General features: G+C 64.6%; 13 protein-coding genes and 2 pseudogenes. 6 read left to right on the top strand and 9 right to left on the bottom strand.

Features of this window, described 5'->3' with window-relative positions; translation table 11 throughout:
• Positions 1–45: 45 nt before the first annotated feature.
• From G3N64_RS22320 to G3N64_RS22310, 3 genes are all read right to left on the bottom strand, one after another.
• Entirely contained in the window at positions 46–1,029 is a 984-nt protein-coding gene (locus G3N64_RS22320; RefSeq protein ID WP_205785853.1) for an MDR family oxidoreductase, read from the bottom strand.
• Between the two features lie 45 nt (positions 1,030–1,074).
• On the bottom strand, positions 1,075–1,713 hold the full coding sequence (locus tag G3N64_RS22315; protein WP_205785852.1) for a TetR/AcrR family transcriptional regulator: 639 nt from the start codon (positions 1,711–1,713) through the stop codon (positions 1,075–1,077).
• Between the two features lie 393 nt (positions 1,714–2,106).
• Entirely contained in the window at positions 2,107–3,210 is a 1,104-nt protein-coding gene (locus G3N64_RS22310; protein WP_205785851.1) for a hypothetical protein, read from the bottom strand.
• Positions 3,211–3,732: 522 nt separating this feature from the next.
• Between G3N64_RS22310 and G3N64_RS22305 the strand changes: the two genes are divergently transcribed.
• On the top strand, positions 3,733–4,923 hold the full coding sequence (locus G3N64_RS22305) for a M20 aminoacylase family protein (RefSeq protein ID WP_205785850.1): 1,191 nt from the start codon (positions 3,733–3,735) through the stop codon (positions 4,921–4,923).
• 56 nt (positions 4,924–4,979) lie between these two features.
• On the top strand, positions 4,980–6,311 hold the full coding sequence (locus G3N64_RS22300; RefSeq protein WP_205785849.1) for an MFS transporter: 1,332 nt from the start codon (positions 4,980–4,982) through the stop codon (positions 6,309–6,311).
• 46 nt (positions 6,312–6,357) lie between these two features.
• Here the strand turns inward: G3N64_RS22300 and G3N64_RS22295 are convergent.
• A pseudogene (locus G3N64_RS22295) lies at positions 6,358–6,690 on the bottom strand (LysR family transcriptional regulator); the annotation flags it as partial.
• Here G3N64_RS22295 and G3N64_RS22290 point away from each other — a divergent pair.
• Positions 6,671–6,985, top strand: a pseudogene (locus tag G3N64_RS22290) (succinylglutamate desuccinylase); the annotation flags it as partial. The pseudogenes G3N64_RS22295 and G3N64_RS22290 sit on opposite strands and share 20 nt — an antisense overlap.
• 283 nt (positions 6,986–7,268) lie before the next feature.
• On the opposite strand, the gene G3N64_RS22285 reads toward G3N64_RS22290, so the two are convergent.
• The gene (locus G3N64_RS22285; RefSeq protein WP_205785848.1) at positions 7,269–8,057 is read right to left on the bottom strand and encodes an IclR family transcriptional regulator; all 789 of its coding nucleotides are present in this window, start codon (positions 8,055–8,057) and stop codon (positions 7,269–7,271) included.
• A 229-nt stretch (positions 8,058–8,286) separates the two neighbouring features.
• On the opposite strand from G3N64_RS22285, the gene pcaF reads away from it, so the two are divergent.
• Positions 8,287–9,489: a 3-oxoadipyl-CoA thiolase gene (gene pcaF / locus G3N64_RS22280; RefSeq protein WP_071331902.1), complete on the top strand. Its 1,203-nt coding sequence runs from the start codon at positions 8,287–8,289 to the stop codon at positions 9,487–9,489.
• A 108-nt stretch (positions 9,490–9,597) separates the two neighbouring features.
• Here pcaF and G3N64_RS22275 read toward each other — a convergent pair whose 3' ends face one another.
• The 4 genes from G3N64_RS22275 to G3N64_RS22260 form a co-directional block, all read right to left on the bottom strand.
• The gene (locus G3N64_RS22275; RefSeq protein WP_205785847.1) at positions 9,598–10,125 is read right to left on the bottom strand and encodes a DUF523 domain-containing protein; all 528 of its coding nucleotides are present in this window, start codon (positions 10,123–10,125) and stop codon (positions 9,598–9,600) included.
• 82 nt (positions 10,126–10,207) lie between these two features.
• Complete coding sequence (locus G3N64_RS22270) at positions 10,208–10,768, bottom strand: GNAT family N-acetyltransferase (protein ID WP_205785846.1); 561 nt, start codon at positions 10,766–10,768, stop codon at positions 10,208–10,210.
• Positions 10,765–11,622, bottom strand: a complete 858-nt coding sequence (locus tag G3N64_RS22265) for a class I SAM-dependent methyltransferase (protein ID WP_205785845.1) — start codon at positions 11,620–11,622, stop codon at positions 10,765–10,767. The genes G3N64_RS22270 and G3N64_RS22265 overlap by 4 nt, the downstream gene beginning before the upstream one ends.
• A 144-nt stretch (positions 11,623–11,766) precedes the next feature.
• Complete coding sequence (locus G3N64_RS22260; RefSeq protein ID WP_205785844.1) at positions 11,767–11,949, bottom strand: hypothetical protein; 183 nt, start codon at positions 11,947–11,949, stop codon at positions 11,767–11,769.
• Here G3N64_RS22260 and G3N64_RS22255 point away from each other — a divergent pair.
• Entirely contained in the window at positions 11,948–13,492 is a 1,545-nt protein-coding gene (locus G3N64_RS22255) for a PAS domain-containing methyl-accepting chemotaxis protein (RefSeq protein WP_205785843.1), read from the top strand. The two genes, G3N64_RS22260 and G3N64_RS22255, sit on opposite strands and share 2 nt — an antisense overlap.
• A 412-nt stretch (positions 13,493–13,904) precedes the next feature.
• Positions 13,905–14,509 (top strand): PAS domain-containing protein (locus G3N64_RS22250; RefSeq protein ID WP_205785842.1); only part of this gene is annotated, 605 nt, incomplete at its 3' end.

The raw sequence follows: 14,509 nt of genomic DNA, 5'->3' as shown, positions 1-14,509 counted from the left end.
CGAGTCGGCGGCCTGAAAAAGAAACGCCGGTGGCGGTCAGCGGTGTCACGCGTTGACGTCGACGACGATGCGGCCGCGAACCTTGCCGTTGATCAACTCGTCGGCAAGCGGGATGACGTCGCGCAGGCCGACCTGGTGGCTGATCGCGCCCAGCTTCCCGACGTCGAGGTCGGACGCGAGCCGGCGCCACGCATCCAGGCGGTCGGCGCGCGGGCACATGACACTGTCGATCCCGACGAGCGTCACGCCGCGCAGGATGAATGGCGCGACGGTGGCGGGGAAATCCATGCCGGCGGCCAGGCCGCACGCCGTCACGACGCCGCGGTACCGCGTGGTCGCACACACGTTGGCGAGCACGTGGCTGCCTGCCACGTCGACCGCGCCGGCCCAGCGTTCCTTGCCCAGCGGCCTGCCGGGCTCGCTGAACTGCGATCGCTCCAGGATCTCCGCCGCGCCGAGCTGCCGCAGGTAGTCGGCATCGGCGGGGCGGCCGGTCACGGCAACGACGCGGTATCCGAGCCGCGCGAGGAGGGCCGTGGCGACGCTGCCCACCCCGCCTGCCGCGCCGGTCACCACGATCTCGCCGTCGTCCGGGCGTACGCCATGCCGTTCCAGCGCCATCACGCACAGCATCGCGGTGTACCCCGCCGTGCCGATGGCCATCGCCTGCTGCGGCGAAAACGCGGACGGCAGCGGCACCAGCCAGTCGCCATCGACACGGGCTTTCTGCGCGAGGCCGCCCCAGTGGGTTTCGCCGACGCCCCAGCCGTTGAGCACGACCTGGTCGCCGGGTCGATAGTCCGGATGCGTGCTTGCTTCGACTTCGCCGACCAGATCGATTCCGGGCACCATCGGGAACTTGCGGACCACCGGGCTCTTGCCGGTGATCGCCAGCCCGTCCTTGTAGTTCAGCGTCGAATAGCCCACACGTACCGTCACGTTGCCCGCGGGCAACTGCGCGTCGTCCAGCGTCTGCAGCCGCGCGTGCTGGCCGGTTTCGTCCTTGTCGATCACGATGCCCTGGAACATCCGTCCTCCTTTTTAGACCGATCGTCTAGTTAATGGCAAAAAAATTCAGCGGTGAGGCAATCCATTGAAGAAAAACTGCGCGAACAGCGCAAGCGGGGCGTCGCTGCGTTCGAGCTTCGCGCGCAGCACGGCGCCTTCCCAGCCGATCCAGAAGCATGCGGCCAGCTCGGCGGGGTCTGCCGAATCGGCGAGCTCGCCCGCTTGCTGGGCGGCGGCCAGACACGCGGCCAGCCGGCGTTGCCAGTCCTCGAACGTCGCGCGCAGACGCGCACGGAAACTCTCGGGCAGTGCGCCCATTTCCTGGCCGAGGTTGCCGATCAGGCAGCCTCGGCTGTATTCATGGCGCGCCATGCCGTCGCGCGCATCGTCGACGAACGCGCGCACGCGTGCCAGCGGCGACGGCTCGAGCTGGCCGAAATGACGGTCCAGCTTGCGGGCGAAGAAGTCCGCGTAGCGATCGATCAGTTCGAGGCCGAACGCCTCCTTGCTGTCGAAGTAGTGATAGAACGAGCCCTTCGGCACGCCGGCGCGCCCGAGGATCTCGTCGAGCCCGGTGGCCGAAAAGCCCTTCTCGGTGAGCACTTCCAGCCCGGTGCGCAACAGCATGTCGCGCGTCGCGACGAGGTCTTCGTGCTGCTTCGGTGGCCTGCCGCGGCGGCGAGGCGGATCAGTTCGAACGTCCATCAGCGAATAATAGACCGTTCGTCTCAAAAATCAATGACCCGAGTGTCGATCGCGTCGCTGGCGGTCCGTGTCAGGGTTCAACCTGCTGCTGGGCGACGACCTTGAGCATGTTGCCTAAACAGAAACCGGAGAGGTCGTACACCGCACAGAGGAGTCGGTGCGGGAGCACCAAGGACATCGATCGGCAAAGCTCGATAAACCCGAGTCAGATGGCGAGGTCGGCTCGCAGTGATGCTGCTGCTTGGGTTGAAAAAGACGTCGCGAGAGCTAGGAACTGCCCTAGCTCTCGCTCGATGCATTGACAAACATGACCGTGAGGTGGAGTTAGATCAAAGGTGCTGTCCTCTCCTGGTCATTTTGTCGATCTACTTGTATTAAAGGATCTGTCGACTTCTAATTTTGTGTCAGCCAAACTTCGAGCTGTCCCGTAGGCGCGGGCAAGCCGACGTATCGGACAGTTGCGTCAGGATTGGTCTGCCGCACCAAAGCCAATACCGCCTTGGCTTTGTCTGCGTCCTTCGCATTGAAGTACCGCACCTGAGTTTGACGTGGCATCTTTGCCGAAGGAATTTTCTCTATCCCGTTGGCTACGTCAAAACTTGTTTTAAGTACTGACTCCAGATTTTTGGCTCGGTTGGACTTGTCCGTTGCATCGATCTGGATATAAATCTTTCCGGCGATATCGGGCTGTGGTCCTTGCTGTGTCGATGATACGACAATCAGTGAGTTCTCACCGTTCTGAGAGGGAACGACATTGATCTCTGATGTAATTTGAAGGAATTTGAATGGGGATGAATCGTCTAGTGTCAGGGTTTGAGTCCCATTGTCAAAGCTGGCATCAAAATTTGCGATTTTTGAAACCCCGACCTTCAGACTGCCGTTTCTATCGACGTGTGCGGTGAATGATCTTTTGGCTTGTATATAACCTCTCACCATAATAAGTCTTTGGCCCGCAATTTTTGCGGTGCATTTTTTGTCTTTGAGTAAATTTTGTAGATCTGCGATAGATAGTTGTTGAATTGATGCATCACTCAGGCCGAGGGTTATTTTTCTTTTTGCATTGAGCGTTGCATCGGCAGATGCAATTGGCCCAAGAGCTTCCGCCAGTCCCGCAGCGACGGCAACTCCTTGCGTGAGATCAAGTGTCGTGTTGAGGCCGCCAAAGGGGTAAAAATCTGGTTGCCTGGTTTCACAAATGTCTTGTATCTCTATCGTGTGACCAATCGGCATGAGGGTGCCAATAGGATAAACTCCGACGTCTAGCGTTGGGGTAATCGTGAATTGATTGTTTTGACCGACTTTCTGAGCAATTTTTTGTGCTAGCTCTTTCTGAAATGGATCAAATTCATCATTGTCAATCGTGATGCTTGCTCCGCGATCAACTTTGCAATCATTTGAATTGAAGGTGCAGCATGCGGATAGCGATAGTGCGGCAATTAAAATAACTCCGCTGCTGCGTCCATGGTTTATGAGTTTCGCAAAGCCACGTAGATTCATGATTGCCCCCGTTGCATGTGAAATATTTCGACTATTGTAGCGGCACCAAATTGGTATTGCCGCCAGGTGATCATACGCTTAAGGTGCGGGTGGAGTATTTCAACATCAGCTTGAAGTTGCGGAAATTCATAGGTATTTACCCTGGATGCGTCCGGTTAAAGGTATATTAAGTTCCATAATTGGAATTTTCTTCGCATTTGTTCCGCGCACTGATATCGGAGCGGTGGTGTATTCAATGAGTCTGCCTGGATCAGTCCAGGGTAACGGGGCTTCGTGGGCAACATCACCGTGAAGATTGACACGGGGCGGATTGAATGCAGAGCCGATACATAGCGCAGCGACATCGGCCGCTGGACGCGGACTTCGGCACCGCTTTCCGTACTAACCCTGATTAAAAAATCTTATCGCGGTGAAAAATTCCGCATCTTATTGAGCCGATATCGGCTCGCTATAGTGGCTCGCTTTCCCGCACGCAACCCTCCGCGTGCGGCTGACACGCTGACGATCAGCAGGAGCCGCTTGATGACCACCGACATCCGATTCACCGAAATCGAGGATCTGATGCCCGCCGCCGGCGGGTTGCGCGAGATCCGCCACCACATCCACCACCATCCCGAACTCGCGTACGAAGAGCACGACACGGCCGCGCTCGTCGCCGAGAAGCTGGAGCAATGGGGCTGGCAGGTGACGCGCGGGGTCGGCAAGACGGGCGTGGTCGGCACGCTGAGCGTGGGCGACGGCACGCGCAGCATCGGCATCCGCGCGGACATGGATGCGCTGCCGATCGTCGAAGCGACGGGCCTGCCGTATGCGAGCGGCACGCACGGCAAGATGCACGCATGCGGCCACGACGGCCACACGACGATGCTGCTCGGCGCCGCGCAGCATCTCGCGAAGACCCGCCACTTCTCCGGCACCGTGCACCTGTATTTCCAGCCGGCGGAAGAGCACGGCGTCGACAGCGGCGCGAAGAAGATGATCGACGACGGCCTGTTCGAGCGCTTTCCGTGCGATGCGGTGTTCGGCATGCACAACCATCCGGGCGCGGCGCCCGGCGTGTTCCTCACGCGGCGCGGCCCGTTCATGTCGGCCGGCGACAAGGCGATCATCACGATCGAAGGCGTCGGCGGCCACGCGGCGCGGCCGCACCTGACGATCGATCCGGTGGTCGTCGCGGCGAGCATCGTGATGGCGCTGCAGACGATCGTCGCGCGCAACGTCGACCCGTCGCAGCCGGCGGTCGTCACGGTCGGCTCGATGCATGCGGGCACCGCGAACAACGTGATTCCGAACGGCGCGCGCCTCGAACTCAGCGTGCGGTCGTTCAGCCCCGACGTGCGCGCGCTGCTCAAGCGCCGCATCGTCGAGCTGGCCGAAACGCAGGCTGCGAGCTATGGCGCAACCGCGAACGTCGAGTACATCGAAGGCTATCCGGTCGTCGTCAATACGGATGCCGAAACGGATTTCGCCGCGCAGGTCGCGCGCGAGCTGGTCGGTGACGCGCACGTCGTCGAGCAGGCCGACCTGCTGATGGGCAGCGAGGATTTCGCGTTCATGCTTCAGCAGCGGCCCGGCTCGTTCGTGCGGCTCGGCAACGGCGAAGGGGAAGACGGCTGCATGGTGCACAACCCGAAGTACGACTTCAACGATCGCAATCTGCCGATCGGCGCGGCGTTCTGGACGCGCCTCGTGGAGCGTTACCTCGGGCAGTAATCCCGGCGGCGGCGCGTGGCCGGCGCTTCCGGCCGCATTGAGAGGAGAGACGAACGATGCAGAAAGACCATCTCGCGCTGCACCCCGCGTCGACGGGCGCCGCCGGAACCGATACGCGCGGCGCACCCGCCGTCACGAAGCGCGGCGCGATCGCGGCGGCCGTGATCGGAAACTGGCTGGAGTTCTTCGATTTCACCGTGTACGGCTTTTTCGCAGTACTGATCGGCAAGCTGTTCTTCCCGTCGAACGACCCGACCACGTCGCTGCTGCTGTCGGTCGCGACGTTCGCCGCCGGCTTCTTCACGCGGCCGCTCGGCAGCGTCGTGCTCGGCGTCTATGCGGACCGCCGCGGCCGCAAGGCCGCGCTGAACCTGACGATCATGCTGATGGCGCTCGGCACCGGCCTGATCGCGATCGCGCCGACCTACGCACAGGCCGGCGTGGCCGCGCCGCTGCTGGTCGTGTGCGCGCGGCTGATGCAGGGCTTCTCGCAGGGCGGCGAGTTCGGGGCCGCGACGTCCACGCTGATCGAGCAGGGCGGCACGTCGCACCGGGCATTCCGCGCGAGCTGGCAGCTCGCGACGCAGGGCGGCGCTGCGCTGATGGGTTCGGGGTTCGCGGCACTGCTGTCGAACACGATGACGAAAGACGCGCTCGAAGGCTGGGGCTGGCGGCTGCCGTTCCTCGTCGGCGTGCTGATCGCGCCGGTTGGGATGGTTCTGCGTCGCCGGCTTGCGGACGATGCGCCCGGCGACAGCCACCACGGCATCGAACGCGGCGTGCTGCGCGAGCTATTCTCGAAGCACACGCGCACGGTGCTGCTGCTGATGCTCACGGTGATGGGCGGCACGGTGTCGACCTACATCCTGACGTTCTACATGCCGACCTACGCGATCCACACGCTTGGCCTGCCGATGAAGCTGTCGATGTTCGTCGGCGTCGCGTCGGGCTGCGTGATGCTGGTCACGTGCCCGCTGTTCGGCTGGCTGTCGGACAGGCTCGGCAGCCGGCGCCTGCCGATCTTCGTCGGCCGGGGCGTGCTGGTCGTGTTGCTGTTCCCGGCGTTCTGGCTGATGAACCATCATCCGACGCTGTCGGTGATCCTGCCGCTGACCGCGCTGATGCTGCTGTTCTATTCGCTCGGGTCGGCATCGGAAATGGCGCTGATGTGCGAGTCGCTGCCGCGCCACGTGCGTGCGACCGGCATCTCGATCGCGTATGCGCTCGCGGTGACGACCTTCGGCGGCACCGCGCAGCTGATCGCGACCTGGCTCGTGAAGACGACCGGCAGCAAGCTCGCGCCGGCCGGCTACGTGGCCGCGTGCGTGGTGCTGTCGCTGATCGCGGTGGCGATGCTGCGCGAGACGGCGCAGGATTCGATCGACTGAAGCAAAGCACGGCACGGCACGTCGGGCGGCAAGTGGCAATACGCGCTTATCGCCCGCGCACCACCCTCAGGTACGACGCGAGCATCGTCGCGAGTTCCTGCGCGGCCGGCGTCAGCGGCACGGCCGCGCGCTGCAGCAGGCAGATGTCCTGCGATTCGGCCTGTTCGCGCACGGGCACCTTCGCGAGCGCGCCGGCAAACGGCCCGTGCCGCGTCACGGCTTCGGTTTCGAGCGACAGGCAATCGGTCTGCGTGACGAGCTGCAGCGTCTCGAACATCCCTTCGACGGTTGCGAGGATCTTCGGCGGCGGCAGGCCGTGCGCGTCGAAGTACGCGAGCAACCGGTTGACGACGGGATCGGCGCTCAGGTTCGGCGAGCGTACGCCGCTGCCGCCGCTCGCCGCGCCGGCCACGCCGCTCGCGGGGAGCGAGCAGTTCCATGCGCCGGTGAGCGGGATACTCGTGCATCGCGCGGCGATCGGCGCGACGATCCGCGCCGGCGATCCGCTGTTCGACATCGTCGATCCGCTGACGGATGCGATCACGACGATCTCGAGCGGCACCGATGGGGTGTTCTATATGCGCCGCGCGATTCGTTTCGTGACGGCCGGCGCCCCGCTCGGTCGCGTGACGGGCACGGTGCCGGTGCGCAAGGGGATGTTGCTCGGCGCATGAGCGGCGCGGTGTCCTACAGGCTCGCCGCGCTGTTTCGTTCTTGTCAAATTGACCGCGTTGCCACGCATCACTAGATTGTGCAGCGCGGAGTTCGCTCCGTGTTCCGTGAGAAGAACGTTGCAACCGAGTGGAGTTGGTGCGGGCAGCCCTGGGCTGTCCGTTTTTTTGCGAATTGTCGTATCGCCGATACGACAATCGAGCCGCATGCGTTGTTGCCCCGGATGTCCGGGAAGGCACGGGTCAGAGCGGCGCATGGAGCCGTCGCGCCGGCCCGATCCGTGGTTCACCCGCGCCGCGCCACCAGCTCCGACACCGTCTGCGCGGCCTGCTGCAGCGGCCCGAGAAACTCCTTCACCATCTGCTTCGCGGTATGCCGCTGCGCGTTGCCGCTGATGTTCATCGCCGCGATGATCTGCCCGCGCCGGTTGCGGATCGGCGCGGACAACGACATCAGGCCTTCTTCGAGTTCCTGGTCGACCACGGCCCAGCCCTGCTGCCGCACTTGGGCGATCGCCGCCTTCAGTTCGCCGAGGTCGGTGATCGTGCGCGGCGTGTGTGCGCGGATGCCGCTTTGCGCGAGCGTTTCGTCGAGCTCGGCATCGCCGAGCGCGGACAGCAGCACGCGGCCCATCGATGTGCAGTACGCGGGCAGCCGGCTGCCGATCGACAGGTTGATCGTCATGATCTTGCGGGTCGGCACACGCAGTACGTAGACGATCTCGGTGCGGTCGAGCACGGCCGCCGAGCAGCTTTCGTGGATCTGCTCGGACAGCTGCTCCATCACGGGATCGGCGAGATTCCAGAACGGCATCGACGTGAGGTACGCGAAGCCGAGCTCGAGGATCTTCGGCGTGAGCCGGAACAGCCGGCCGTCGGCCTCGACGTAGCCGAGCGTCTGCAGCGTGAGCAGGATCCGGCGCGCGCCCGCGCGCGTGAGCCCGGTGGCCGAGGCGACCTCGGTAAGCGTCTGCTCCGGACGGGCCGCGTCGAATGCGCGGATCACCGCGAGGCCGCGCGCGAACGACTGGACATAGGAGTCGCCGGGTTTCGTCTGAGTGTCTTCGGTTGTCATGAGCGATGGGAATATCGTGCAGCGGAGAAGATAGCGCATGGGGCCTGACACGCCAACCGCGCGGCGGGCCGGGCGCTTGACAGGTCGTCCCCGCACTCCCTATGATGCGTTGAACGTTCGATACACGATCTTATGTTCGTATATAGAACATTTAAGCGCATCCCGGCGGGCAATGCAAGGGGCGCGCGCCCTGTTCATTCCCCAGCCTGTCCTGGGACCGGAGACACTGATGACCGAAGCTTTTCTGTGTGATGCGATCCGTACGCCGATCGGGCGTTACGGCGGTGCACTGTCCGGCGTGCGCGCCGACGACCTGGGCGCGGTGCCGCTCAAGGCGCTCGTCGAGCGCAACCGCGACGTCGACTGGACGGCGATCGACGACGTGATCTACGGCTGCGCGAACCAGGCCGGCGAGGACAACCGCAACGTCGCGCGCATGTCCGCACTGCTCGCGGGGCTGCCGCAGGGTGTGCCGGGTTCGACGATCAACCGCCTGTGCGGTTCCGGGATGGACGCGGTCGGCGTAGCCGCGCGCGCGATCAAGTCCGGCGAGGCCGCGCTGATGGTCGCGGGCGGCGTCGAGAGCATGACGCGCGCGCCGTTCGTGATGGGCAAGGCCGCAAGCGCGTTCGCGCGTCAGGCCGACATCTACGACACGACGATCGGCTGGCGCTTCGTCAATCCGCTGATGAAACAGCTGCACGGTGTCGATTCGATGCCGGAGACGGCCGAGAACGTCGCGGTCGACTACAACATCAGCCGCGCCGATCAGGACCTGTTCGCGCTGCGCAGCCAGCAGAAGGCCGCGCGGGCGCAGCAGGACGGCACGCTCGCCGAGGAAATCGTCGCGGTCACGATTGCCCAGAAGAAGGGCGATCCGCTGGTCGTGTCGCGCGACGAGCATCCGCGCGAGACGTCGCTCGAGACGCTCGCGAAGCTGAAGGGCGTCGTGCGCCCGGACGGCTCGGTCACGGCCGGCAACGCGTCGGGCGTCAACGACGGCGCCGCTGCGCTGCTGCTCGCGAACGAAGAAACCGCGAAGCGCTTCGGCCTGACGCCGCGCGCACGCGTGCTCGGGATCGCAACGGCCGGCGTCGCGCCGCGCGTGATGGGCATCGGCCCCGCGCCGGCCACGCAGAAGCTGCTTGCGCGGCTCGGGATGACGATCGACCAGTTCGACGTGATCGAGCTGAACGAGGCGTTCGCATCGCAAGGTCTCGCGGTGCTGCGCATGCTCGGCGTCGCCGACGACGATCCGCGCGTGAACCCGAACGGCGGCGCGATCGCACTGGGCCATCCGCTCGGCGCATCGGGTGCGCGTCTCGTGACGACCGCGATGTATCAGCTGCATCGCACGAACGGCCGCTTCGCGCTGTGCACGATGTGCATCGGCGTCGGCCAGGGCATCGCGATCGCTATCGAGCGTGTCTGACCTGCGGCTCGCGGCGCAGCGGCAGGGCATGAGCCGTTTCGCCGCGTGACCGCTTTGCGGTTTTCCAAACGATGCGCGGCACGAGGATTCTCGTGCCGCGCATTGTCGTTAACCGGCCTGCGACACCTGCTTGAGGCGCGCATCGAGCGCGTCGATCTCGGTGTCCGCGAACACTTCGATCCCGTGCTCGCGCAGCAACGCCGCCGTGACACCGGCGCCCGCGTGCCGCCGGTTCTCGAAACTCCCGTCGTAAATGAACGTGCTGCCGCACGACGGACTGCCGTCGGCCAGGATCGCGAAGCGGCAATCGTGCGTACGTGCGAGGGCCAGCGCGGTTTGCGCGCCCGATACGAACGGTGCCGTCACGTCCGTTCCGTTTACGTCGACGATGCGCGCGGCGCCCGACAGCACCTGCTGCCCCGATTCGCCGCCGGCGATTTCGGCGGGCGGGCGCGGCACGCTGAAGCCGCCGGCCAGTTCGGGGCAGACGGGCACGAGGCGCCCTTCGCGCTGCCACCGTTCGAGCGCCTCGTGTGCGGTGGTCTTGGCCGAGCCGTTGTAACGGACCGGATGACCGACCACGCACATGCTGACGAGGATCTTCGGCAGGGCTTGCGGCTGCGCTTCGTTCTGCAATTTCGCTCTCCGTGATGCCGCGATGGCCGAGGGCGGCCGTGGCAAAGCCGGAAATTCTACGCTTTGCCCGCTTGCCGGTGCGTCAGGCCGCCGGCCCTTCCAGATGAATGTCTTCCGGCTCGAGCGCGTAAAGCGCCGGGTCGGGCGATGCGCTGACCGTGAAGCCGAGCCGCAGGTAGAAGTCGATCGTGCGTTGCGACGGTGTTGCCGACACATACAGGCGGGCGGCACCCATCGCGCGCGCCTGCTCACGGGCCGCGCGGGCAAGTTGCTCGCCGAGCCCGCAGCCGCGCCAGTCGCGGCTCACGTGCAGGAATTTCAGCTGCAGCATGTCGCGGTGCGGGCCGAGCGGCAGGCTGTCGACGACGACCGCCGCGACGAGCCGTGCACCGTCGAACATGCCGAGGCACCAGCCGCCGCGATCGTGACAGTCGAGCAGGATCGGTGTGTAGTGGTCGGCTTCGCCGTCCGGCCAGCCGCCGACGTCGTAGAACTCGGGCACGAGATGCAGCGCGCCGTCGCGCAGCACATACAGGTGCTCGATGATCTCGCGCCGGTCGATGGTCCACACGAGCGGCACCTCGTCGCGTGCGAGCGGGCGGGCGGACAGCGCGTCGCGTTCGGCGGCGGTGCGGCGCGTCATGCGGCCTCCCGATGCGCGGCGATCGCATACATCAGCGGCAGGCGCGGCATGCCGTCGGGCGGCGCCATCCGGTGGCCGTCCAGCTCGCGCATCCCGTCGAAGCCCTTCCAGCCGTTCGCATACGGATATTCGGTCAGGCGATCGATTGCCAGCCCGGCCGACACGAGCGCGTTCACGACCTCGCCGATGCCCCACATGAACTCGAAGCTCGGATGCGGGTTCGCGAAATCGACGACACCCGGATGGTCGTGCCGCGCGCCGAGCCCCGTGCCGGAGGCCGCGACGTAATCGCCGACGCCCGACGGCTCCTCGGTCGCGTCGGGCTTGAAATAGTCGTAGCGCGGCTTCCAGTGTTCGTCGAAATACAGCGCGAACGGATGGAACTCGACCATCGCGAAACGACCGCCCGGCGCGAGCAGCGCGGCGATCCCGTGTGCCCACGCGTTCAGGTCGGATAGCCAGCAGATCGCACCGTACGACGTGAACACGCGATCGAAGCGCTCGCCGCGCGCGGCGGCTTCGGGCATCCAGTCGAGCACGTCGGCGCGCTCGAAACGCGCGGGCAGGCCCGCGTCGGCCGACAGTTGCCGTGCGAAGGCGATCGCTTCGTCGGAGATGTCGACGCCCGTCGCCTTCGCGCCGTCGCGCACGAGGCTCAGCGTGTCCTGCCCTGCGTTGCATTGCAGGTGCAGGAGCCGCAGCCCGGCGATGTCGCCGAGCAGTTCGCGTTCTTCGGGAAAGAGCGTCGAGCGGCCTTCGCGGAACAATGCGGCCTGATCGCCTTTATGGCTGTTATGCGCGACTGTCGCTGTATTCCAGGACAGCCGATTCAGCTCGTGCAATGCCTTTTTCATTGAATTCGAATGCCGGTTGAATGGAGCAGGATAGACGGAATCGTTTCGCTGTGTGCAACGGCCGACGGCATTGACATGCTGTGCGGCGTGGTCGGGCCGCGTGGCGTGAATTACAGATGAACGCGCGCGGCGATTATTGCTGGATTATTTGATCGAAATCATGGCGGCTGCCGAATTGAGGATTTTATCTGAAGAAAGGGTAAGGTTTTTCCCCAATATGCCGACAGTAAAGATGAAGACCGTCGTAAAGCGATCAACCGTTTTTCGGCTACTGAGCGTGATTTCAGCGCGGCGCGGACGACAGATCCGCCTTTCGGAGCCTTGCATGCGCAATAACCAGCCCGTTACCCAACAGGAATTCGATTTTCCCGACGACGTCACGCTGATGTCGACGACCGATGCAGACAGCATCATCACCTACGCCAACACGACGTTCGCACAGGTGAGCGGCTTCGCGAACGAGGAACTCGTCGGCCAGCCGCACAACGTGGTGCGCCACCCGGACATGCCGCGCGAAGCGTTTGCCGACATGTGGGCGACGCTCAGGCGCGGCGAGCCGTGGACCGCGCTCGTGAAGAACCGCCGCAAGAACGGCGACCACTACTGGGTGCGTGCGAACGCGATTCCCGTGATGCGCAACGGCGAGCCGCACGGCTACATGTCGGTCCGCACGAAGGCGCCGCACGACGAGACCGAGGCCACCGATGCGCTGTATCGCGCGTTTCGCGAAGGCAAGGCCGGCCAGCGCCGGTTCCACAAGGGGCTGGTGATCCGCACGGGGCTGCTGCGCATCGCGTCGCTGTCGCAGACGATGTCGGTGCGCGCGCGCGTGCATTCGGCGCTGTGCGTGCTCGCGCCCGCGGTTGTCGGCACGGGCTGGGCATGCGGGCTGGCCGGCGGTGCGCTCGCGGCGTTTGCCGGCGTGACGGTCGGCGTGGCGGCGGCGGCCGGCCTGTGGCTCGATGCGCAGATCGTGCGTCCGCTGAAGCGGCTGCACGACCAGGCGCTGAACGTCGCGACCGGCGAAAGCCGGCGCGGCGTGCGGATGAACCGCGTCGACGAGATCGGGATGACGCTGCGCACGATCAACCAGCTCGGGCTGATGTTCCGCTGGCTCGTCGACGACGTCAGCGAGCAGGTGCACAACGTGCAGCGCGCGAGCAACGAGATCGCGCAGGGCAACAACGACCTGAGCGCGCGTACCGAGCAGGCTGCGTCGAGCGTGCAGGAGACGGCCGCGTCGATGGCCGAGATGACGGCGACCGTCGACAGCAACGCGGAGACCGCGCTGCAGGCAAACCGGCTCGCGATGTCGGCGAGCGAAGCGGCCGGGCGCGGCGGGCAGGCGGTGGGCGAGGTCGTCACGACGATGAGCGACATCACCGCCAGCTCGCGCAAGATCGCCGACATCATCGGCGTGATCGACGGCATCGCGTTCCAGACCAACATCCTTGCGCTGAATGCGGCCGTGGAAGCGGCACGCGCGGGCGAACAGGGCCGCGGCTTCGCGGTGGTCGCCGGCGAGGTGCGTGCGCTCGCGCAGCGCAGCGCGAACGCCGCGAAGGAGATCAAGACGCTGATCGGCGCGAGCGTCGACCGCGTCGAGTCGGGCGCGCGGCGCGTGGACGAGGCGGGCAAGACGATGGAGGACATCGTCGCGCAGGTGAAGCGCGTGTCGGACCTGATCGCGGAGATCAGCTCGTCGACGGCCGAACAGAGCACCGGCGTGTCGCAGGTCGACCAGGCGGTCGTACACCTGGACAACATCACGCAGCAGAACGCGGCGCTGGTCGAGCAGAGCACGGCGGCGTCGGAGAGCCTGAAGCAGCAGGCGACGCGTCTCGTGGACGCGGTGAACGTGTTCCGGTGATCGTCGGGGCGCGCACGCGATGTGCGCGCCTAATCGATGCATCGTGATTGACGCGCGCAATGCGCATTCAGGTTTTTCGATTCAATCAAAATGCGCCAAACGAGAAATATTCGTATTTAATGTTTTGCATTTATGCATTGAATCGATTCGGATAATTTATGTTTAATGGTCAGACGAATGGCCGTCAAACCGTTGCCTGGTCTGGTGTTTGGTTTTATCCATAAACAAATTGTTTGGTGGAAACACGATCATGTATTTTTAATGAATATTTCCCGAATACACCATAATGTTTTCGGGAAATTTGCCGAAAGCGCAGGAGTCAGACCAACGCGCATGCGGATCGGCCGCAATGCGCGGGGTTTCGAATCAATCGACAAGCGGACGCAAGATCCGTTACCCGGAGCTCCACACCATGCGCAACAACCAGCCCGTCACGCAACGCGAATACGATTTTCCCGATGACGCGACGTTGATGTCGACCACCGACGCGAACAGCTACATTACCTACGCGAACGCGGCATTCATCCAGGTCAGCGGATTTTCCCCCGAAGAGATCGAAGGCCAGCCGCACAACGTGGTGCGGCATCCGGACATGCCGAAGGAGGCGTTCGCCGACATGTGGGCGACGCTCAAGGGCGGCGAGCCGTGGACCGCGCTCGTGAAGAACCGCCGCAAGAACGGCGATCATTACTGGGTGCGCGCGAATGCGATTCCGGTGATGCGCAACGGCGAGCCGAAGGGCTACATGTCGGTGCGCACGAAGGCGACGCGCGACGAGATCGCGGCCGCGGAGGCGCTCTACAAGGAATTCCGCGAAGGGCGCGCCGGCAACCGGCATTTTCACAAGGGGCTGATCGTCCGCAAGGGCGTGGCCGGTTTCACGTCGCTGTTCCAGACGATGTCGGTGCGCGCGCGGCTCCACGCGTCGCTGTGCGTGCTCGCGCCGGTCGTGGTGGCGGGTGGCTGGGCGTGCGGGCTGGCCGGCGGCGGGCTCGCCGCGTTCGCGGCGGTGACGGC

It is taken from the genome of Burkholderia sp. Ac-20344, from assembly GCF_017104975.1.
In the GTDB taxonomy this organism is placed as follows: Bacteria; Pseudomonadota; Gammaproteobacteria; order Burkholderiales; family Burkholderiaceae; genus Burkholderia.
The sequence above is the reverse complement of the archived record's forward strand: the minus strand, read 5'-3'. Positions and strand labels throughout refer to the sequence as shown.

Bases quoted from the DNA above. Each gene is read 5' to 3' on its own strand.
- G3N64_RS22320 (WP_205785853.1), bottom strand. From the start codon at position 1,029: ATGTTCCAGGGCATCGTGATCGACAAGGACGAAACCGGCCAGCACGCG.
- pcaF (WP_071331902.1), top strand. From the start codon at position 8,287: ATGACCGAAGCTTTTCTGTGTGATGCGATCCGTACGCCGATCGGGCGT.
- G3N64_RS22310 (WP_205785851.1), bottom strand. From the start codon at position 3,210: ATGAATCTACGTGGCTTTGCGAAACTCATAAACCATGGACGCAGCAGC.
- G3N64_RS22300 (WP_205785849.1), top strand. From the start codon at position 4,980: ATGCAGAAAGACCATCTCGCGCTGCACCCCGCGTCGACGGGCGCCGCC.
- G3N64_RS22315 (WP_205785852.1), bottom strand. From the start codon at position 1,713: ATGGACGTTCGAACTGATCCGCCTCGCCGCCGCGGCAGGCCACCGAAG.
- G3N64_RS22260 (WP_205785844.1), bottom strand. From the start codon at position 11,949: ATGCAAGGCTCCGAAAGGCGGATCTGTCGTCCGCGCCGCGCTGAAATC.
- G3N64_RS22305 (WP_205785850.1), top strand. From the start codon at position 3,733: ATGACCACCGACATCCGATTCACCGAAATCGAGGATCTGATGCCCGCC.
- G3N64_RS22265 (WP_205785845.1), bottom strand. From the start codon at position 11,622: ATGAAAAAGGCATTGCACGAGCTGAATCGGCTGTCCTGGAATACAGCG.
- G3N64_RS22270 (WP_205785846.1), bottom strand. From the start codon at position 10,768: ATGACGCGCCGCACCGCCGCCGAACGCGACGCGCTGTCCGCCCGCCCG.
- G3N64_RS22285 (WP_205785848.1), bottom strand. From the start codon at position 8,057: ATGACAACCGAAGACACTCAGACGAAACCCGGCGACTCCTATGTCCAG.
- G3N64_RS22255 (WP_205785843.1), top strand. From the start codon at position 11,948: ATGCGCAATAACCAGCCCGTTACCCAACAGGAATTCGATTTTCCCGAC.